We start from the raw sequence: 20277 nt of genomic DNA, 5'->3' as shown, positions 1-20277 counted from the left end.
CCTTTTCGTCGGCGAAAGTTGACCCCCTCGGGTTGTGTGGTTAGTGGTCCGCGCCCGGTGTGGGCGGGGTCTTGAGGAGCTCGCGTCGGGCCCTTGTTCGGTAGGAGTCGCCGCCGAGGGTGAGGACCTCGGCGTGGTGGACGAGGCGGTCGATCATCGCGGCGGCGACGATGTCGTCGGCGAAGATCTCACCCCACCGGCCGAACGGCATGTTCGAGGTGACGAGGATCGAGCCCTGTTCGTAGCGGTGCGCGATGAGCTGAAAGAACAGGTTCGCGGTGTCGGCGTCGAAGGGCAGGTAGCCGACTTCGTCGATGATCAGCAGTCGGTAGCGGCGCAGTCGTTTCAGTTCGTGCTCGAGCCGGTTGTCGCGGTGCGCAGCGTGCAGGCGGGCGGCCCATCCGGTGGCGGTGTCGAACGCGACCGGGTAGCCGGCGTGGCAGGCCTTGATCCCCAGCGCGATGCCGAGATGGGTCTTGCCGACACCGGGCGGGCCGAGCAGCACCACGTTCTCCGCTTTCGGAACCCAGGTCATCGTGGCCAGGTGCGCGAGCACGTCGCGGCGCAGCGTGGGCTGGTGGTCGACGTTGAAGTCCTCAAGGGTCTTCACCGCGGGGAAGTGCGCGCCGGAGATCCGCAGGCTGGTGCCCGACGCTTCCCGATCGGCGACCTGGCGTTGCAGCACCGCGGTCAGATACTCCTCGTGCGACCAACCCTCCGCTCGCGCCGTGACAGCCAGCTGCTCCCAGACCCGCCCGATCGTGGGGGTCTTCAGCGCCCGGGCGAGGTAGCCCATCGTCGCGGCGATATCGGTGGCGGGCATCAGAACACCTCCCCGGTAGTGGGGTCGAAGTCCACGCCGAACAGCACGTCGTAGTCGGAGGTGTCCCGGAACATCACCCGTTGCGCCGGCAGGACCCGGCCCGCCCGCTCCCGGTCGCGTTTCGCTGCGGAGTACTGCGAACGCAGCCCCTTCGCGATCATCACGTGGGCAGGGTCGGTGACCACCGCGCCGGTCGCCCAGCAGCGGTCGTGGTCGGCGACCGCGGTGCCGTCGCAGACCACGATCACCCGCTCAAGGGTCGCGGTGACATCCACCAGCCGGCCGATCACCCGTGGGTCGACGGAGTAGTCGTTCCCGTCGACACGGACGTAGTAGTCCCTCCCCAGCCGGACCCGCGTCTGCAGGCCCGTCGCCGGCGGACGCGGCGGCAGCGCCGTCATCGCCGCGATGTCCCGGTCCAGCACCTCGATCGGCCTTCCGCTGAGCGAGCGGACCGTCCGGCTGTTCGCGACGGGCAGCCAGTCCGCGAGTTGGGTGTTGAAGTCCGCCGGCGAGGCGAACTGCCGGCCGGGGAGAAACGAGGTCTCCAGGAACCCGTTGTTGCGTTCGGTCATGCCCTTGAACTCCGGATCCCGCGGCGGCGCCAACACCACCCTGGTTGCCAGCGTCCCGGCGAACGCGGCTGCCGCGGCCGTCACCACCCCCTTCCCGCCGATCGCGGCCTCCCGATCCCAGACCAGCGTCTTGGACACCGCGCCGACCTGCGAGATCAGCTGCCACATCCCCGCCAGAAGGTCCCCGGCCTGCCGGGACGGCAACATCAACGCGGACAGGAACCTCGAATAGGTGAGCGTCATCACCAGCACCGGCAGCATCGCCGCCTGCCCGAACCCGACCGGGACCCGCGGCTCCGGGAACCACAAGTCCATCTGCGCCGCCTGCCCCGGCTCATGCACCAACCGGTCCGCCGGGTCGACACCCGCGTACTCCGGGCGGATCTGCCGGATCCGGTCCTTCAGGATCGTCAGCGAGTGCTGCCACCCGATGCGCTGCGCGATCACCGTCGCCGGCATCTTCGCGTCCACCATCAACAGCTTGCGGACCTCGGGCTCGACCGCGTCGACCAGCGACTGCTTCCCGGCCCGCTGATACTTCGGCGGCGCGTCAGACGCGAGCGCGGACCGGACCGTGTTCCGCGCGATCCCCAACCGCCGCGCGATCGCCTTGATCGGCACGTTCTCCGCCCGATGCAACCGACGAATCTCTGCCCAGTCTTCCAAGTTGATCACCCTCCAAGAGTGCTCGGAGGGGGTCAAGATTCCCCGACGCTACGGGGTCAGTATTCACGCGTCGCCGACACGTCCTTCTCACCCCGCCGCTTCAGCCTCCTGATGGCGGTGCTTTGTGGGGACATAGCAACCGCTTCTCGTCGAGCAATCCGTGTCGATGAGTTCCACGCCCTGCGCCAAGCCATGCAGGGCGAATGGACGCCCCGGGCGGGACGCTCTTCGCCCGGCTAATCGCGGAGCCCTCGAATGAGTTCGCCGCGTGGTGGGCGTGGACCTCGTTTTGACCTACGAATGTGAGACCTGTGGCTATCTGCCCCGGAAACAGGCACACATGGTCCAGCCCCTGATGGTTCAGTCGGCTGACGACGGCCTGATCGTACTTCGAGAGGCTTCCGTGTACGGCGGAACTCTCGATGCGCTACGCGGCGGACGGGGGAGGCGCGGCAATGGCGACAGGGCTCATGGTTGGGGCGCCGAGGGCGGCGCACTAGCTGGGGATGTAGAAGCGCTCGATCGGCGGCGGGTTCGCGTGCCAACGCTCGGGCGAACTGAAAGTAGACGTTACCGAGCAAGCAAAGCTATCGCGCGATTTCCGCCGGTTGTTTTGTGGAGGGCCGGTAGTCGTGCGCTTGGTGAACCATGAGTCGCGAGTTGGAGGCCCGCGATCCGGCTCTGACGTGGAATAAAGGTCTGGGATCCGACCTGCCTAGCGATCTTTCACAGTGGATGCCCGTGCCGACGGAGGGCTTCGGTCCAACGTTGTGTCCGTTCGCGGGCCCAGTCGGACTCGATATCCCTTGCAAACGCCAGGCATCCATCAACATAATTAATCATCGATAGCGCGGAGTCGAAATTGCGACTCGCCGCATGAGCGGCCGGACCATACTTGGCGACACAGCGGATGTGATTGTCGAGCCGACTTCTAAACTCAGGGACAAGTCGAACGTCGCGCTCCATCAGCAGGAGCCCAAGGACGATCTTGCGCGCCCCTGGCGGCACCAAGCGAGTCTTCTTCTTGTGCACTTGGAACCCCGAAAGCGCAATCGACTTCTCTATCTGGGCAACAAGCTTCGGCACGAACGCGCGGTTGAACGGCGCGGACGATGACAATGTGAGGTCGTCCGAGTACCGCGTATACACCAGATCGTTCGTATCTGCGATCTTCTGGAGCATCGCGTCCAGCTGGATCCCGACGGCATTTGCCAAGGCACCGCTAGTTGGAGCGCCCTGTGGGAGTATGCCGCGATAGGGCGTGTCGTAGCGCGCGAGGCCCCGCCCCTCGAGCGGAGGCAGCTCCTTCTCCGGCCTGACGAGTTTCGTGCAGAGTCTCGCCATTTCGAATGCGAGGAGGGCTGGATACCCGAGTCCGCGGAAGACGCCGTATACCCGCGACTCCTCGATGGTCCCAAAAAAGTTGTGCAGGTCCATTTTCAGCAGCCACCGAGCACCCACGTGCCGTTCTGCACAGTCTCTTATGGACAGTCCGCGGCGATACGCAAAAGCTGCATCGTGGAGCTTGAGTCCGGTCAGCGCGTTGGCAAGGATCCAGCGCTGGACGTGCATAAGGCTAGGCAACGGCGCGGAGATAGCGCGGTATGTTCCATCCGGTTTGAGGCGGCGGATCGCTGTGTACTCATCTAGCCTCCGCTCCACGATTGATCGCAGGTAACCCCACTCCGTCTCCGTCTCGCGCGCCAAGTGGCCAAGTGTCAGAAGCGGGTATGACCCATTCGCCGCGATTTCTCGCTGATAGATCGATGCGCGGCGGAGCATTCCCTCGTCGCGTCCCAGGCGTAAGCCGCCGTCTATGTATTGGTGAGGAGATGGCAACTGGTCTACTCCGAATGGAGATCCCGAAGGGATCCACGGGCAGGAAGAGCCCGAAGGCACACGTAGGGCGGCCTGTCCGTGCTTGCACGCGTTGCGCGAGCTAGTCCGAATGCACCGGTCACCCGGGGCACCAAGGTCCGTTTCCGAACCAATTGAGCGAATGCGCTCAACGAGTCACGACTACGTCGCGACTTCATCTCTAGGCCAGCGGCAGCCATCTCCTCACCTCAACGATTTAGGGTAGTAGGGAGTCACGTTCTCACTGACTTGCCTGGGCACGACGCGCCGCGGCTTACGTTTGCCGGCGGCTAGCTCCGCAATCCCGTTGACGGTGAGATTGTAGACTTCGTCGATCCACCCCTGCCTCATCATGTATTCCAGAAGTCCAGCGGTCTCAGCTTGTGTCATATTCAAGGCGCTTCCCAGAATCGTCACGCGTTCTGGCGACACCCGCAGCAACGCGAGTGCGGCGAGTATGTCCCTATTGCTCGCGCGCTGCTGCTTGCGGATGCTGACGGAGAGACGCTCCTGACGCACAGCAGCGACGATCGCGTCATGGGCGACGGGGACATCCGAGGAGCTTCCTAGTTCGCGAATCATGCCGCTTGGCACCTGGCGCCCCGCGCTTCCAGTGAACAGCGGCGCCCAATCGCTGCCGTGCTGCCTGAAGATTCGGGGCACCGTGTTGGGCAACCGATCTTGGAAACCAAAGAGTCCAGCATGGTCTCCATACCCGAGGCGGCCCTTACCGCGCCCGTAGCGAACGCATAGGGCGCGTGCCGCGTCTATGTCCTTCTTAGCCCATGCGAGGCTGCGGATTGTGGGCGCTTGGCGGATGAACCGCAGCGAGTCGACCTGCGGAAGGGTCCCGATGACCCGTTCTCCTTCACTCGAGACGGCATACGCGAGCACGGTGAGCCTTATCCAACCAAATGACCGCCAGCTCCTTATGGTTGGGTTGCTTAGTACTGACTTCACATACTTCGCAACCTGACCGCCAGTCTCTATGGTGTCGGAAACCACGATGATGGTTCGCACGCGCCTATCGCGGAGCTCTGAGATGGGCGTGTTGGGTGGAAGAACTCCCTCCTGCTGCACGTCGCGAATCAGGTGGCCAATAAGGCCCTCGCTTCCCGGCATCGAAGGTATGTCCATGCCCGGTTCGAAGTTCTCAAATGCGGTGAGCGACTCGATTGCGGTGAGTCCGTTGGCTAACCGGATGTCACCCGAGTCCATCGCCGGCAGCACCCACACGGGGCCAGCGTTGCGAACCGAGTCAATCTCAGTCCTCAGGAGTTCCAGAAGCGAGGCACGGGCAGCAGTCCAGCCATCAAGCACGAACGCGTCCAAAAGTCGTTTGGCAAGCTCGCGATCGTCGGGAAGAAAGTTGTCGATCCAAGCGACCCCCGCCTCTGTCTCTGACAGCGCCATTGCTGAGCCTCCTCTCGCGTTCATCCTGACAGCCTGACCAGTTCCTGCCGCTCCTCGGCACGCCGAGCTTGTCGCGCCGATTCTTCTAGTCTCGACAACGGTCACCGAACGCGGCCGCGGCGGCTGCTTGGCCTGAAAGTCCACCCTCGCGGACAGTATCAGTCGGCGTCCAGAGCCTGAGGCGATCGATAGTTCAATCACTGAGATCGGAGATCGCGACGACGACCCTCGCGTCAGGGATCGGTCGTGATTGGGTACCCCCTTCCGTCGCCCAGCCGATGGTCGCAACAACGAGTACGCCACGGGCTACCGGAGTGCGTGCAGGACTTCGCGTTCTCACGCAAGGCGCGTCGAGACTCGGTGAATCACGAGTGCCGACCCGCAGACGACTCTGCTCGCGCTCAACGTCGCTACGTGCTGCCCCTAGTCTCTAGAGTCAACGCGCCAGAAGGCCAGGCGCTCGAGTTGGGGGTTCAACCAAGTGCTTCTGAGTTCTGTATATGTTCGCTTCTTTCGATCGTTCAACTTCGACTACCTTCGACAGGACAAAGATGGCGTCGATCGGTTCCCCTGGGATGCGCTCCCAGAAGAGCCTGATGCCTTCTACCCGTTTGTGAAGGTCGACCTCGAGCCCGACATCACGACGGTAGTGGGCGCGAATGAGGCAGGGAAGAGCCAACTAATTGTGGCGATCCAGTGTCTGCTGGGAGATCGCGCCATCACACCGAAGGACTTCTGCCGGTATTCGCAGTTCTTCGGGGTTCGCGGCATCATGCCGCTCCCGCAGTTTGGCGGCCGATTCACCCAGCTTCAGGAATCGGACCTCGCGGCGCTTCAAACGCTCCTTGGCGTCCCTTTTACCGGATCCGAGTTCTGGATGTTCAGGGTTGGACCTCAGCCGCTCCTCTACTGGCGAGACCAGTCGGGGTGGAGCGAACGGGTACTTAGCGACGAGGAGCTGGCGCAGTTGCCACTTCCCGTTGCAAGACGAATCGACGCTGACGTTGCACTTCCCGCGAGTGTCAGCCTCTATGACCTCGCCAACGGGATGACCACGCCGCATCCCCGGGGCCGCGCCGACTGGTATGCGATCTATAGGACACTCAAAGTGGGCGAAGACACCTATGCGAGCAGCGGAGACACAATCGCGTCTCTCCTACCAGTTCCACCGAGTAGGACGGCTAAGGAATCAGCTGCAGCTGGGAAATCTCTTGAACTCGTTAGGGATTTGTTGGTGCGGGTCGCGAACGTCGACCCCCCAGCATTTAGCGAACTCCTGGCGGCGGGCGATGCTGATGATGGCTATAGCGAAGCGATCACATCTAGTATCAGTGATGCTATCGCGGTGTCACTGAACTTTCCCCACTGGTGGTCGCAGGACCGCGATTTCGCACTGGAAGTGCATAAGGACGGATTCTTCCTCGTGCTCACAATGCGTGACCGCACGGGGCAGACGTACACGTTCGATGAGCGAAGCGGCGGAATGAAGTACTTCCTGAGCTACTTCATCCAATACCAGGCCTACGGCCCACAGATCCCCGGCCGCCAAGAGATTCTCCTAATGGACGAACCTGATGCTTTCCTGTCGACACAAGGTCAGCAGGACCTCCTGAAGGTCCTAACGAGCTACGCCTTTCCCGACAACGACACCCAACCTGCGCAGGTTCTTTATGTGACCCACAGCCCTTTCCTCATCGACAAGAACCACCCGCAGCGGATTCGCGTCCTACAGAAGGGCTACGACGACGAGGGCACCCGAGTGGTGGCAAAAGCGTCGACTGAGAAGTACGAACCATTGAGATCAGCGTTCGGATCGTTCCATGCTGACACTGCGTTCATTGGCACTTGCAATCTGCTTGTGGAGGGGCCTGCAGACCTTGCACTCTTCTCCGGCGTCAGCGCGGCAATGCGGGCGGGATAAGCATCAGAGCGCGAACCTGGACCTCAACGCACTGACCATGGTGCCAGTACACGGTTCGACGCAGTACCGATACGCCCTCCACCTCACACGTGGACGAGACCTCGACCGTCCCGCCGTCGTTGTGCTTCTTGATTCAGATGCGGCCGGGAAGGCAGCTCTGGTCGACCTTGAGAAGGGCTACGGTGACGCCGACATCCTCGACCCACGAGTCATTCTCCCGATTGACTCGGTCCCCTTGGATTCCAGCAGTGTATCCGTGACGGAGGTGCACGAACCGGAGGACCTCGTGCCCGCCTCAGTCGCGCTGCTCGTCGTGAAGCGCTTCGCGCTGGACGTGCTAGACCCAGAATCGGCTGCGATCGTTGTGAACGCACTCCCGATCGAACTCACGGTCGGAAAGACCCAGCGAGTGTTCGACGCCGCTGCGGAAGTCGCACGGGAAGCGAGCGCCACGCTGGTCCGACCCCTAACGTTGGGGAAGATTGAGTTTGCCCGCACATTAGGAGCGATCGCGTCGGAGCTGCCTGAGAAGGATCGCCATGTGTTGTATGAGAACTTCGCGGCCCTCTTCCAGGAGATTGTGACTCGTCAGGACCTGTCGATGCAGCTCGCCAACCAGGATCGGCTGACTCACGTCACCCGTCGTTTGGTTGAGCGTTTCAGGCGAGACCACCGCACACGCGCTCAAAAGGTCACGGTCGAGCGGTTCCTGCAGGAGGTCGAACATCACCTGGTCGGGTCCGGGAAGGAAGAAGAGGACGTACGTCGAGTCGTTCGTGAAATCCGGGATCGCTTCAACCTTCACGAGTCCCCACTCGATGACGTCGACGACTTCAGCGACCTGAAGAAGCGCCTGGGGGACCTGATCTATAACGCGGCACGCGCCAGCTAACGCTACTTGCACCCCGGAATCCGTCCGCGCCCGACCTTTGCTCCCAGAAACGTATTCGCGTTCTCCAGGGCCCTGCAGGCGCCGTGATGGGTACCGATCCGTCCGACCCCTGAGCCTGTCGAAGGGTCTGGACCCGCTGACTCAGGCGCATCGGCAAGCTCAGCGACAGCTGCTGCCGATGCACCGCGTCAGCGGGCGAGGAGCAGGTGCGTCGGGGCGGGCGCGGGGGTGCGGTGCCGCACGCGGCCGGGGGCGCCGGTGCGCTCGTCGAGGTCGAGCACGCTGATCTCGTCGGAGCGCTGGCCCGCGACGAGCAGGGCTCCGTCGTGCACGAGGTGGTGGCGGGGCCAGTCGACGCCCGCATCGGCGAGCGCGAGGGGTTCGACCCGCTCGCCGGATCCGCGCACGCGCAGCGCCGCGATCGTGTTGCTGCCGCGCACGCCCGCGTACAGGGTCTCGCCGTCCTTCGAGCGGCTGAGCTCGGCGGGGTAGTCGTGGCCGGGCGTCGCGATCGCCGACACGGGGGTGCCGGCGATAAGCCCCCACCGGCCCTCACGATCGGGGGCGAGGGTGAACAGCTCGCAGGAGTACTCGGTGACCACGTGCAGGTGTCCGCTGGGGTGCACGACCATGTGCCGCGGGCCGGATCCGCGCGGGAGCACGACCTCGTGGTCGAGGGTCAGCCCGGCCGGCGCGGGGCGCCAGATCCGCACCAGGTCATAGCCGAGGTCGGTCGTCGCGATCCGCCCATCGGCCAGGAACGCCGCGGCGTGCGCGTGCGAGACCCGGGGATCGCCGTTCGGATCCAGGCGGTTCGGATCCGAGGCGTAGGGATCCACCGCCGCCGTCTTGTCGACGTCGCCGGCTGAGACCGCCTCCGCGCCGCCGAACAGCGCCTCGCGCAGCTCCGCGGCCTTGTCGCGGGCGTCGGGCTGCAGCGAGCCGTCGGCGCCGAGCCCGATCCGCACCACCCGGCCGTCGCCGTAGCAGCTGGCCACGAGGAAGCGGCCGCGCGGGTCCACGGCGAGGTGGCACACGAACTGCCCGGCCGGCACCGGCCGCCCGAGCGGGCGCAGCGCGCGCTCACCGGTCTGCGTGAAGGCGGCGACCTCGCCCGCGCCCTCGAGCGCCGCGTAGACGACGTCGAGCGTCGGATGCTGCGCGAGCCACGACGGAGACGGAGCAGGCGCCACCGCACCGCGGTACCCGAGCGTGGTCGGGCCCTGCCCCTCGGCGACGGCGAGCAGCCCGATCCCGTCGGCCGGGCCCTCCATGTCGGCGCCGTAGCCGCCGGCCCAGAACCGGGTCATCGCATCCTCATTTCGATTTCGCTCACTTCGCGCGTGCGTCGAGCCTCGTGCTCACAGCTTCCGCGAATCCAGGGACACCAGCGCGTGTCAGACCGAGCAGAAGCTCGTGAATGTCCATCGCCGGCGAATCATACGTCGCGACCAGTTCAGTGAGCGCTCCCAGGGTCGCGTCCTCATAGAGGTCCAACTGGTCCAGGAGGAAGTCGTCGGGATGCACGACCTCCAGATCGAACGGATCAACCGATTCGTCGGGGAAATCCTTCAGGTTGAACGTGACCAGCACTTCGGCTCCGCCCCGCACTGCCGCAGCCAGCACGTGCCGGTCCTTGGGGTGGTTGGTCATGCTCGCCGTCAGGTCTTCATATCCGCTCACCAATGCGTCTCGGAAATAGCGCTCCATGGTATCGACGCGCTTCGCCACGAGGATCGGATCCTCGCCGTTCAGAATCAGGTTCTTCCTCAGCTCTGAGAGGACTCCGGCCGACCACAAAGGCTTGAACATTCCCCGATCGGCGAGTTCGAGGACGACATCGTTGAGCAGCGCCCCATAGAGGACGTTCGTGTCGAGGAAGGCCGGGAAGCTCACTCAGCATCGAGCTCGTCAAGTCGTCTGACACGCGCGGGATCACCGATCCGAACCTTCGCATCCAGGTCTGCGCGCTGAAGCTCACGCAGTGCCGCACGCCGCTCAGCACGGAACGTCTCCTGATACTCGACGAGATCTCGCAAGCGCACTCTCCTGTGGCGCCCCGGGCGATCGAACGGGATCTCGCCCTCCTCCAGCAGCCGAACCAGGGTGGGACGACTCACCCCCAGGAAGTCCGCAGCCTGCTGGGTGGTCATCATCATGTCCTGGGGGATCACGGTGATGCCGTCGCCCCCTGCCAGCGCGTTCGTCACCTGATCGAGGATGCGGAAGATCTCTTCGGGAATCGGGCGGGCTCGGCCCTGCGGGTCGACGAGCGCGGCCTTCGATGCGCTGTCCTTTTCAAACGACGCCTCGAGCTCGCGCAACACCTCCGCGAAATCGCGGAGTTCGCCGCGGTCCTCCGCTTCGGGCAGGTACGTCTGCGCCCCGCGGGAGCTACGGGGAAAATCAATCGAAGCGCTCATACGGCGATTCTAGATCCAATTCGAAAAATTCGAAAGCGTCAGTCGACGAGGTCGTGGCGCACGATCACCTGGTCGCGCTCCGGGCCGACGCCGATGACCGAGATGCGGGTGCCGCTCATGGCCTCCAGCGCGAGCACGTAGTCCTGCGCGTTCTTGGGCAGATCGTCGAACGTGCGCGCCGTGGAGATGTCCTCCTGCCAGCCCGGGTAGTACTCCAGGATCGGCTTCGCGTGGTGGAAGTCGCTCTGGTTCACCGGCACGTCGTCGAAGCGCACGCCGTCGACGTCGTAGGCGACGCACACCGGGATCTGCTCGAGACCGCCGAGGATGTCGAGCTTCGTGAGCACGAGGTCGGTGATGCCGTTCACGCGCGTCGCGTAGCGGGTGATCGGCGCGTCGTACCAGCCCACCCGGCGCGGACGCCCGGTGGTGGTGCCGAACTCGAAGCCGCGCGCACGCAGCCACTCGCCCTGCTCGTCGAAGAGCTCGGTGGGGAACGGGCCGGATCCGACCCGCGTCGTGTACGCCTTGACGATGCCGACGATGCGGTCGAGGCGACCGGGGCCCACACCGGATCCGGTGGAGGCTCCGCCCGCGGTCGCGGAGGACGACGTCACGAACGGGTAGGTGCCGTGGTCGACGTCGAGCATGGTGGCCTGGCCGCCCTCGAACACGACGACCTCGCCGCGCTGCAGCGCGTCGTCGAGCAGGTGGCCGGTGTCGGCGACCATCGGCCGCAGCCGCTCGGCGTAGGAGAGCAGGTCCGCCATGATCTCGTCGACGGTGATGGCGCGGCGGTTGAACACCTTCACGAGCAGGTGGTTCTTCTGGTCGAGAGCGCCCTCGACCTTCTGCCGCAGGATGTTCTCGTCGAACAGGTCCTGCACGCGGATCCCGACGCGGTTGATCTTGTCGGCGTAGGCGGGGCCGATGCCGCGGCCGGTGGTGCCGATCATGCGCTTGCCGAGGAAGCGCTCGGTGACCTTGTCGAGCGTGCGGTGGTACTGGGTGATGATGTGCGCGTTGGCGCTCACCTTGAGGCGCGACGTGTCGATGCCCCGGGATCCGAGGGCCTCGAGCTCGTGGAACAGGACCTCGAGGTCGATCACGACGCCGTTGCCGATCACCGGGGTGACGCCGGGCGAGAGGATGCCCGAGGGCAGCAGGTGCAGGGCGTACTTCTCGTCGCCGACGACGACGGTGTGCCCGGCGTTGTTGCCGCCGTTGAACTTCACGACCCAGTCGGTGCGCTCGCCGAGCAGGTCCGTGGCCTTGCCCTTGCCCTCGTCGCCCCACTGGACGCCGACGATCACGATTCCTGGCATGGGTGCATCCCCCTTGGGTGCGGCCGGTGGCCGCCGTGCTTTCGCCGGGCTTGCACCGGCAGATGAGCTGGCCCGATCGGGCGGGCCCAGTCTATCGGAGGGGGTCGGACGCCCTGGTGACGGTGTCGGTCCGCGGGCAGCTTCCGATATCGTGAGGCGCACGGCCCTGCCAGGGGGGAGGCGCCGCCGGACGGAACGACCTCATGACGCACGACACGGAGCCCGCATCCGCGGGTGCGGGCACGTCGCCCGCAGCTGCGTCGCGCCGCGCCGCCCGGCTCGGACAGCAGCCGGCAGCCGCGCGTGCGGGAGCCGCTGCTCCCGGAGCCGCGCTCCCCGTCGCTCTTCCGGCCGCCGCCCCGATCGCCCACAGCGACGGGCCCGGTGCGCCGACACGGCGCCGTGCCCTGCTGATCGCGGGCACCGCGGCGGCCGTCCTGTGCGTGACCGCAGGCGCCGTGCTGCTCGCCCTGCGCGGCGGAGCGGCCGACGACACCGCGACGGGCTGGAACATCTCCGTGAGCGGCGGCGACTCCGCTCACAGCGCCAACGCGCTCCTCGGCGAGGGCGGCGGCGCTCCCGTGGACCTGGAGCGCCCCCGACCGACCCCCACAGCGCCGCCGAGCGCACCATCCCGCACCACGCCGCCAGCCAGCGCAGAGCCCGTGGCTCCCCTGGTCCCAGCGGCACCCCTCGACGGCGAGCCGTCGGGACCCTCCGGCGACGGCACGACCGACGGCGAGCAGCCCTCGGCGCCGCTCCCGGGCGGAGGGACGTCGCAGCCGTCGGGCCCGCAGCCCGGCTCACCGGACACCCCGACGGCGCCGGCAGCGGCCACCCCGCTCGCCTTCACCGGGATCACCGAGAACACGACGATCGGGCTGCTCGGGATCCGGATCCTGTCCAGCGACACCCTGTCGCTGTCGGGCGAGCCGGGCGCGACCGCGACGGTGAGCTATGACTCGTCCCGGGCGGGCACGGTCACCTTCGACGGCGCGGGCAACGCCTCCCTCACGGTCGGAGGCTCGCTCATCGACGCCGGCGATCCCCTCATCACCGTCGCGTACTCCGACGGCACCGCCGGGGCGCCGATCCAGGCTCGCCGCAGCACGCTCTGAGACGCGCGGTCAGGGTCCCACGGGGCCGCGCCGGTACTGGGGACAACCGCGGCTAGCCTCGCGCACTGTGCGCAAAACCGCGGGGCTGGCGCGTGTCGCGGCCCCCGGGCGCCTGCCGCCCGCCGACACGCCGGTGGGCGTCTCCGTTTTCCGACGCCCTCGACATCGAACCCGCCGCGCGCGGGCCATGCCGACGGCTGTGCGTGCACGGGGTATGGCGGGATCTCGGCGGCGGATGACAGTCGCCGTGCTCGACCGATGTCCGCGGCCCCTGCGACGATCGGATCATGGCGGAGACCCCACAAGGACGAACGCGCGCTCCCGAGGAGACCGGGGCAGCATCTGGCCCGCGCGGGAACGCCGCAGCTCCGGTCCCTGAGCGGAACGCCCCGCGCCGCACCGGCGCGCTCGTCCTGTTCGCCGCGGTGGTCACGGTTCTGCTGTGGGCCTCGGCCTTCATCGGCATCCGCGGCGCCGGCCCGCACTTCGATCCCGGCGCCCTCGCGCTGCTGCGCATGGCCGTGGGCACCGTGGCACTCACCGTCATCGCCCTGCGACGCGGGGTACGCCTGCCGCCGCGCCGGCAGTGGCTCCTGGTCGCGGTGTGGGGCGTGGGCTGGTTCTGCGTCTACAACCTCGCGCTGAACGCCGCCGAACACACGCTAGACGCCGGTACCGCGGCCATGGTGGTCAACCTCGCGCCGCTCATGGTCGTCGTGTTCAGCGGCCTGTTCCTGCGCGAGGGGTTTCCGAAGCCGCTGCTGATCGGCGCACCGATCGCGTTCGCCGGCGTAGTGCTCATCGGCCTGAACTCCTCGACGAAGGCCGGATCCATCGAGATCGCGGGCCTGCTGCTCGCGTTGCTGGCTGCGGTCATGTACGCCGGCTGCACACTGCTGCAGAAGCACCTGCTGAGCGCGGGCGCCGACGCCACGACGCTGACGTGGCTGGGCGCCGCGGCTGGAACGGTCGCCTTGCTGCCGTGGTCGGGCGACCTGGTCGGGGCCGTGCAGACCGCGCCCCTCGACGCCACCCTCTGGGTCGTCTACCTCGGCGTCTTCCCGACGGCGATCGCGTTCACCACCTGGGCCTACGTACTCCAGCGCAGCACGGCGGGGCAGACATCCGCGACCACGTACGTGGTGCCGGCGATCGCGATCCTGCTGTCCTGGCTCATCCTCGGCGAGGTGCCGACGCCGCTGATGTTCGTCGGCGGCGCGCTCTGCCTGCTCGGCGTGCTCGTCACCCGCCTCCGCCGGCGACCACGCTAACCAGGCGCGCCGACGGGGCGAGGCAGCGCGCGCCAGGCGGTGCGCGCGTCGACGCCGACGTACCGGGTACGCCGGGGTGGGTAGTTGTCCCCATCTCCCGCACGCGATGCGGCGGCCGTCGCCGGTTACGCTGGCAGAGGTGCGCGGTCGGAGCGCGCACCCGAACCAGGGGGAGCCGCACGTGAGCCAGAACAACGACGCGCCGACGTTCGCCGCGCAGACAGCGCCTCCCCCCGCGAGCACGATCGCCCCGCCTCCGGCGATCCCGCCCGCGCCCCCGATGCCGCCCGCGCCGAGCACACGCCGCGAGCAGACTGCCGCCCCGGCGGCACCCGCATCGAGCCCTTCGACGAGCTCAGGGACCGGCTCGGCGAATCCCGCCCCCGCCCAGCCGACGCAGGCCCCGGCCCCGGCCCCGGCCCCGGCGCAGCCCACCCCGGCCGCGTCCACGCCGGCTCCGGCGAAGCCCGCCCCGACCGAGGCCGAGATGGCGCGCGCCCGCGAGATCCTCGACATCGTGTCGAAGGCGTACTCCGCCCGCATGGTGGGCCAGGAGCGCCTGCGCATGAGCCTGCTGCTCGCGCTCATGGCGGGCGGGCACATCCTGCTCGAATCGGTGCCGGGCCTCGCCAAGACCACCGCAGCGAGCACCCTGGCCGACACGGTCAAGGCCGACTTCAAGCGGATCCAGTGCACGCCCGACCTCCTTCCCAGCGACATCACCGGCACGCAGATCTACGACGCTGCGAGCGGATCCTTCCGCACCGTGCTCGGCCCGGTGCACGCGAACTTCGTGCTGCTCGACGAGATCAACCGCTCCAGCGCCAAGACCCAGTCCGCGATGCTCGAGGCGATGCAGGAGCGGCAGACCACGATCGGCGGCGAGATCCACAAGGTGCCGCGGCCGTTCCTCGTGATCGCCACGCAGAACCCGATCGAGCAGGAGGGCACCTACGAGCTGCCCGAGGCGCAGATGGACCGCTTCCTGCTCAAGGAGATCGTGGAATACCCGAGCCCCGCCGACGAGCTCGAGGTGCTCGCCCGCATCGACTCCGGCGCTCTGGATCCCGATCGGCATGCCGAGACGACGATCTCCCTGGCCGACGTCGAGCAGCTGCAGGACATCTCCTCCCGGGTGTACGTGGATCCGGCGATCCGCAACTACATCGTCTCGATCGTCTACGTCACCCGCAACCCGGTGCCGTACATCGGCGAGACCCTCGGCGGCTACATCAAGTACGGCGCGAGCCCCCGCGGATCCATCGCCTTCCTGCACGCGTCCCGCGCGCTGGCCCTGCTCGCCGGGCGCTCGTATGTGATCCCGGAGGATGTGCGCAGCCTCCGCCACCTCGTGCTCCGCCACCGCGTGCTGCTGACCTTCGAGGCGGAGGCCGAGAACGTGCGCAGCGAGGACATCATCGACGCCTTGTTCGGCGCCGTGCCCACCCCATGACACCTGGTCGCTGAGGCTCTCGAAGCGATCCGACGACCGCATCCGGTCCCTTCGAGAGCCTCAGGGACCTTCCCCCGAGGATCCATCCCATGGCCAGCCTGCTGACGCCGGTGAAGGGCAAGCTCTTCATCGACTCGACGCGCAAGTCGACGCATGCGCTCGACGGCGCATACGCGTCGCTGCTGCGCGGGCACAGCCTCGACTTCGACGACCTGCGCGCCTACGAGTACGGCGACCAGATCCGCGACATCGACTGGAAGGCGACGGCACGACTCGGATCCCCCGTGGTGCGCCGCTCGCTGGCCACCCGCATGCACACCGTGCTGTTCGTCGTGGACACCGGCCTGTCGATGGCCGCGCTCGCGCACGACGAGAAGCCGAAGAAGGAGCTGGCGATCCTCACGGTCGGCGTGCTGGGCCTGCTCGCCCTCCGGCACGGCGACGACTTCTGCCTCGTCAGCGGGGATTCCTCCGGGGTGCGCCGCCGGGAGATCGGTCGCAGCGAGGCCGCCCTCGAGCACACCCTGCGCCAGATCGACCGCGCGGTCGACGACGCGTCCGCACCCTCCGACCGCGACGCGCTGCTGTCGTACGTCGCGCGTACGATCTCGCGCCGCATGATCGTCGTCGTGCTCACCGACGAGGCCCCGGTCGGCGCCGAGACCGAGCGGCTGCTGCGGCGCCTGCGCGTGCAGCACGACGTGCTGTGGATCACCCTGCGCGACGCGGAGCCGGTGCTCGAAGCGGTGCCCGCGGGCGGGCTGCGGGCCCGTCGCGAGACCCCTTCGACCGGCTCAGGGACCGGGAGCGGATCCGCGGCACCCCAGCGCGCCCGCCGCGACGTCGCCTCGCACTGGGCCATCCCGCAGTTCCTGCAGGGCGACGCCGAGCTCGCCGCCGAGCTGCACGCCGCCGATGCCGCCGACGCCGCGCACACCGACGCGCTGCTGCGCCGCCTGGAGATCACGCACGTCTCCCTCGGCGCCCAGGACGAGGCCGTCGGCGCGCTGCTCACGATGCTGGATGCGAGGTCGCATGTCCGGCACGGATGAGCTGTACCCGCCCGCCCAGTACGGCTGGGGCTGGATCCTGCTCGCGATCGGCGTGCTCCTGCTGCTCGCGGGGGCGGCGTGGCTCGTCGCGGTGCTGACCCGGCCGCGGCGCACGATCGCGGTCGCCGCCCCGCTCCCTGTTCCGGCGCTCACCGCCGACGTCGCCACGGTGCTGCGCCAGGAGTACCTCGGCGCGATCGCCCAGATCGAGGCCGACTACCGCGCGGGTCACAGCGACGCCCGCCGCGCCAACCTCGAGCTCAGCCGCACGGTGCGCTCCTTCGTGAACGAGTACAGCGGCATCGAGGCGCCCGTGCTCGCCCTCGACGACCTGGTGCGCCTCGGCGTGCACCCGGCCCTCATCGACGCCATCGGGCGCAACTACTACCCGAGCATCTTCCGGCGCAGCGCGCCGTCTCCTGAGCCAGTCGAAGGGCCGCTCGTCGGCGCCGAGGCCGCCCGCACGGTGGTAACGACGTGGTACTAGCGAACATCTGGATCCTGCTCGCGGTCATCGGCGTCGTCCTATTGGCGATCGCGCTCGGCGTGCTGCTCGGGTTGCGCGGGCGCAGCGGCGGCACGGCCGGCGTCGGTGCGCCGATCGCGCGTGCCGAGCGGATCCGCTCACTGCCCGCGTTCCGCCGCGCGGTGCGCCGTCGCCAGGCGGCCCTCGCCGCGATCGTGGCTCTCGGGATCCTCGCGGTCGTGCTCGGCGGCGTGGTGGCGGCCCGCCCGATCGCGCAGAAGACGATCCAGCCGGTGTCCACGAACCGCGACATCATGCTCTGCCTGGACGTGTCAGGATCCATGACCGACGTCGACAAGGAGATCGTGTCGATCTTCGACAAGCTCGTCGACGGCTTCAAGGGCGAGCGCGTCGGGCTGACGATCTTCAACAGCTCGGCCGTGCAGGTCTTCCCCCTCACCGACGACTACCCGTTCATCCGCGAGCACCTGCGCAGCCTGATGAAGGGCTTCGACTACTCGACCGATGTTCCGGAGCAGTGGGTGGGCACGATGAACGGCGTGGGCGCCTCCCTCATCGGCGACGGGCTCGCCTCCTGCGTGATGCGCTTCGATCACGCCGACGAGCAGCGGGCCCGCTCGATCATCCTCGCCACCGACAACGAGCTGAACGGATCCCCGATCGTCTCGCTGAAGGAGGCGGCCGACTACTCCGCATCGAAGAAGATCCGGATCTACACGATCAACCCCGTCGACGGCATCGACCAGCCGAACAGCAAGGACCTCGCGGAGGCCGCCGCGGTGACCGGCGGAAAGGCTTATGCGCTGCGGGAGACCACGACCGTGGGTGACATCATCACCCAGGTGCAGAAGCAGGAGGCGTCGCAGCTGAAGGGTCAGGCGACCGTCATCTGGACCGACGTGCCGCAGCTGTGGATCGCGGCGCTGATCGTGATCGCGCTCGGCTTCGTCGTGCTGCTGTGGAGGGTGCGCCTGTGATCCTCCAGCCCGTCATCGCGCCGTTCCTGGCGATCCTGCTCGTGCTGCCCGTGCTGGCCGCCGCGGTATGGATGCTGGTGCGCTCGGTGCGTCCTTCGTCTCGTCGCTCCGCTCCTCGCTCAGGAACCGGCGAGAAACCGGTTCCTGAGCGAGCGAAGCGAGACGAAGGACGCCCGGGAGCCGGCCCGCTGATGTGGATCCTCCGGATCCTCCTCGTCCTCGCGTGCGGTGTGCTGCTGCTGCGCCCCGGCATCCCCGGTGGCCACGTGCGCACCCTGGCGTCGGCGACCGATGTGGTGATCGCGATCGACACCACCGCGAGCATGGTCGCCGAGGACTGGGACGGCGCGAACAGCGGCGCCTCAAGCTCCGCCGGCGACACCCGGATGGTCGGCGTCCGCGGCGACGTGCGCCGCATCGCGGAGGCATACCCCGGCGCGCGGTTCGCGCTCATCACCTTCGACGCGAACGCCGTGCTGCGCCTGCCGCTCACCACCGACACGGGCGCCCTGGTCTCGGCCGTGGACGTGCTGCAGCCCGAGGTGACGCGGCAGTCCAAGGGGAGCTCGATCGGCATCGCGAACCAGCTGCTCGCGCAGACCCTGCAGAACGCGCGGAAGGCGTCGCCGGATCGGGCGCGGATGGTGTTCTACCTCGGCGACGGCGAGCAGACCGTCTCGAGCGAGCCCGAGTCGTTCGCGACCTCGAAGAAGCTCGTGTCGGGCGGGGAGGTGCTCGGCTACGGCACCGCGAAGGGCGGGCCGATGCGCGAGACCACCGGTGCGTTCGAAGGTCAGGGCGACTACATCCAGTACCAGGGATCCGATGCGCTCAGCCGCATCGACGAGAAGAACCTGCAGCAGATCGCCGGCGAGCTCGGCGTGGGCTACGAGCACCGCACGGCCGAGGCGAAGCCGCAGCTGCCGCCCGCGCCGAAGTCGACCCTGGCGTACCGCGAGGACGATCCGCTCACCCAGCCGACGGACCTGAGCTGGATCTTCGCCCTCGTGATCGTCGCCCTGCTGTGCGCCGAGATCACCCGCGCCACGGTGCTGATCATGCGGATGCGCCACCTCTCGGTCCCTCGGCCGCAGGGAGGTGACGCATGACCACCACGGCCCCCGTCGAAGCACGCGAGTCGGTCCCTGAGCCCGTCGAAGGGCCCGACGCCGCCGCGCACGCCCTCCTTGCCGCGAACCGGCGCCGCCGGGCCGTGCGCCGGTGGATCGCCTGGGGCTCGCTCCCGCTGATCCTGGTGGCGCTGCTGTTCGTCGGCAAGCTGGTGAGCCTGTACGCGTTCGCGTACCAGTCGATCACCGCGTACGTCGCGGGCGACTACACCGGATCCGTGAGCGCTGCGCAAGGCCTCGACCCGGCGAACTGGTTCGAGCCGTACAAGGCGCCCTTCGATCAGGGCGTGGGCCTCGCCGAGTCGGGCAAGCTCGCCGCGGGCCAGAAGAAGTTCGAGGAGTCGCTGAAGCTCGCGCACGGGCTCGAGGTGTGCGCGGTCCGCTTCAATCTGGCGCTCGTGCTCGAGCGGGAGGGCGACGCGGCTGCCGACAAGCAGGACCACGTGACAGCGCTGGAGTTCTACGCGCGGGCGCTGCAGGTGAACGCCGAGCGCCCGAAGGAGTGCGACAGCAAGCAGGCGCAGGAGCAGTCGCCGGATCCGCAGCGCGACATGGGCCAGTCGAACAAGGATCAGAAGGACCGGCTGCAGCAGAAGCAGCAGGATCAGCAGCAGCAGCAGAACTCCGACCAGCAGCCGCAGAAGCAGGATCCGCAGCAGCCGCCGCAGCCCGACCAGGGCAAGCTCGACGAACTGCAGAAGAAGCTGCAGCAGGGCGAGCAGGAGCGCCAGCAGAACCAGCAGGACGGCACCGACGACGGCGGAAGCAGCGGGACGGACAAGCCATGGTAGACCGCAGCGATCCGCCCCGGTACGTGACCGACTCGGCCGGCGCTCCACCGGTGCCGCCGCCCGGCGGCTACCGCGGTGCCCGCCGCGCCCTCCTCGGCGTGCC

Annotated in this window: 18 protein-coding genes; 10 read left to right on the top strand and 8 right to left on the bottom strand. The window is 67.6% G+C overall.

Annotated elements, in window-relative coordinates; all coding sequences use genetic code 11:
• Positions 1-40: 40 nt before the first annotated feature.
• From istB to ACYQ1L_RS00690, 4 genes are all read right to left on the bottom strand, one after another.
• Complete coding sequence (gene istB, locus ACYQ1L_RS00705) at positions 41-823, bottom strand: IS21-like element helper ATPase IstB (protein ID WP_460002272.1); 783 nt, start codon at positions 821-823, stop codon at positions 41-43.
• On the bottom strand, positions 823-2073 hold the full coding sequence (gene istA / locus ACYQ1L_RS00700) for an IS21 family transposase (protein ID WP_460002271.1): 1251 nt from the start codon (positions 2071-2073) through the stop codon (positions 823-825). The genes istB and istA overlap by 1 nt, the downstream gene beginning before the upstream one ends.
• Before the next feature lie 717 nt (positions 2074-2790).
• Entirely contained in the window at positions 2791-3771 is a 981-nt protein-coding gene (locus tag ACYQ1L_RS00695; RefSeq protein WP_460002270.1) for a reverse transcriptase family protein, read from the bottom strand.
• A 354-nt stretch (positions 3772-4125) separates the two neighbouring features.
• Complete coding sequence (locus ACYQ1L_RS00690) at positions 4126-5334, bottom strand: phosphoribosyltransferase-like protein (protein WP_460002268.1); 1209 nt, start codon at positions 5332-5334, stop codon at positions 4126-4128.
• 481 nt (positions 5335-5815) lie between these two features.
• Here ACYQ1L_RS00690 and ACYQ1L_RS00685 point away from each other — a divergent pair, with 481 nt between their 5' ends.
• Positions 5816-7255: an AAA family ATPase gene (locus ACYQ1L_RS00685; RefSeq protein ID WP_460002266.1), complete on the top strand. Its 1440-nt coding sequence runs from the start codon at positions 5816-5818 to the stop codon at positions 7253-7255.
• 256 nt (positions 7256-7511) lie between these two features.
• Positions 7512-8147 carry a hypothetical protein gene (locus ACYQ1L_RS00680; RefSeq protein ID WP_460002265.1) on the top strand — a complete coding sequence of 212 codons (636 nt, stop codon included), beginning with the start codon at positions 7512-7514 and terminating at the stop codon, positions 8145-8147.
• 188 nt (positions 8148-8335) lie between these two features.
• Here the strand turns inward: ACYQ1L_RS00680 and ACYQ1L_RS00675 are convergent, their stop codons facing one another.
• Genes ACYQ1L_RS00675 through ACYQ1L_RS00660 form a run of 4 tightly spaced genes read right to left on the bottom strand, consistent with a single transcriptional unit; the run spans position 8336 to position 11895 of the window.
• Positions 8336-9457, bottom strand: coding sequence for a lactonase family protein (locus ACYQ1L_RS00675; RefSeq protein WP_460002264.1), 1122 nt, complete (start codon positions 9455-9457; stop codon positions 8336-8338).
• Positions 9458-9479: 22 nt separating this feature from the next.
• A complete protein-coding gene (locus tag ACYQ1L_RS00670) occupies positions 9480-10043 on the bottom strand; it encodes a PIN domain-containing protein (RefSeq protein WP_460002262.1) in 564 nt (187 codons plus the stop codon).
• Entirely contained in the window at positions 10040-10570 is a 531-nt protein-coding gene (locus tag ACYQ1L_RS00665; RefSeq protein ID WP_460002260.1) for a helix-turn-helix domain-containing protein, read from the bottom strand. The genes ACYQ1L_RS00670 and ACYQ1L_RS00665 overlap by 4 nt, the downstream gene beginning before the upstream one ends.
• 38 nt (positions 10571-10608) lie before the next feature.
• Positions 10609-11895 (bottom strand): adenylosuccinate synthase, encoded by a 1287-nt coding sequence (locus tag ACYQ1L_RS00660; RefSeq protein WP_159575040.1) that lies wholly within the window; start codon positions 11893-11895, stop codon positions 10609-10611.
• Between the two features lie 203 nt (positions 11896-12098).
• On the opposite strand from ACYQ1L_RS00660, the gene ACYQ1L_RS00655 reads away from it, so the two are divergent.
• The 8 genes from ACYQ1L_RS00655 to ACYQ1L_RS00620 all read left to right on the top strand — a co-directional run bounded on the left by ACYQ1L_RS00655 (position 12099) and on the right by ACYQ1L_RS00620 (position 20174).
• Complete coding sequence (locus ACYQ1L_RS00655) at positions 12099-13013, top strand: hypothetical protein (RefSeq protein WP_460002259.1); 915 nt, start codon at positions 12099-12101, stop codon at positions 13011-13013.
• Between the two features lie 287 nt (positions 13014-13300).
• Positions 13301-14284, top strand: coding sequence for a DMT family transporter (locus ACYQ1L_RS00650; RefSeq protein ID WP_460002258.1), 984 nt, complete (start codon positions 13301-13303; stop codon positions 14282-14284).
• Positions 14285-14771: 487 nt separating this feature from the next.
• The gene (locus ACYQ1L_RS00645) at positions 14772-15737 is read left to right on the top strand and encodes an AAA family ATPase (protein WP_460005738.1); all 966 of its coding nucleotides are present in this window, start codon (positions 14772-14774) and stop codon (positions 15735-15737) included.
• An 89-nt stretch (positions 15738-15826) separates the two neighbouring features.
• Entirely contained in the window at positions 15827-16789 is a 963-nt protein-coding gene (locus tag ACYQ1L_RS00640) for a DUF58 domain-containing protein (protein WP_460002257.1), read from the top strand.
• A complete protein-coding gene (locus tag ACYQ1L_RS00635) occupies positions 16773-17276 on the top strand; it encodes a hypothetical protein (RefSeq protein WP_460002256.1) in 504 nt (167 codons plus the stop codon). The genes ACYQ1L_RS00640 and ACYQ1L_RS00635 overlap by 17 nt, the downstream gene beginning before the upstream one ends.
• Entirely contained in the window at positions 17267-18253 is a 987-nt protein-coding gene (locus ACYQ1L_RS00630; RefSeq protein WP_460002255.1) for a VWA domain-containing protein, read from the top strand. Before ACYQ1L_RS00635 ends, ACYQ1L_RS00630 begins: the two co-directional genes overlap by 10 nt.
• Entirely contained in the window at positions 18250-19362 is a 1113-nt protein-coding gene (locus ACYQ1L_RS00625) for a vWA domain-containing protein (protein WP_460002254.1), read from the top strand. The genes ACYQ1L_RS00630 and ACYQ1L_RS00625 overlap by 4 nt, the downstream gene beginning before the upstream one ends.
• A complete protein-coding gene (locus ACYQ1L_RS00620) occupies positions 19359-20174 on the top strand; it encodes a hypothetical protein (protein WP_460002253.1) in 816 nt (271 codons plus the stop codon). Before ACYQ1L_RS00625 ends, ACYQ1L_RS00620 begins: the two co-directional genes overlap by 4 nt.
• Positions 20175-20277: the final 103 nt, after the last annotated feature.

It is taken from the genome of Microbacterium xylanilyticum, assembly GCF_054654695.1.
The sequence above is the reverse complement of the archived record's forward strand: the minus strand, read 5'-3'. Positions and strand labels throughout refer to the sequence as shown.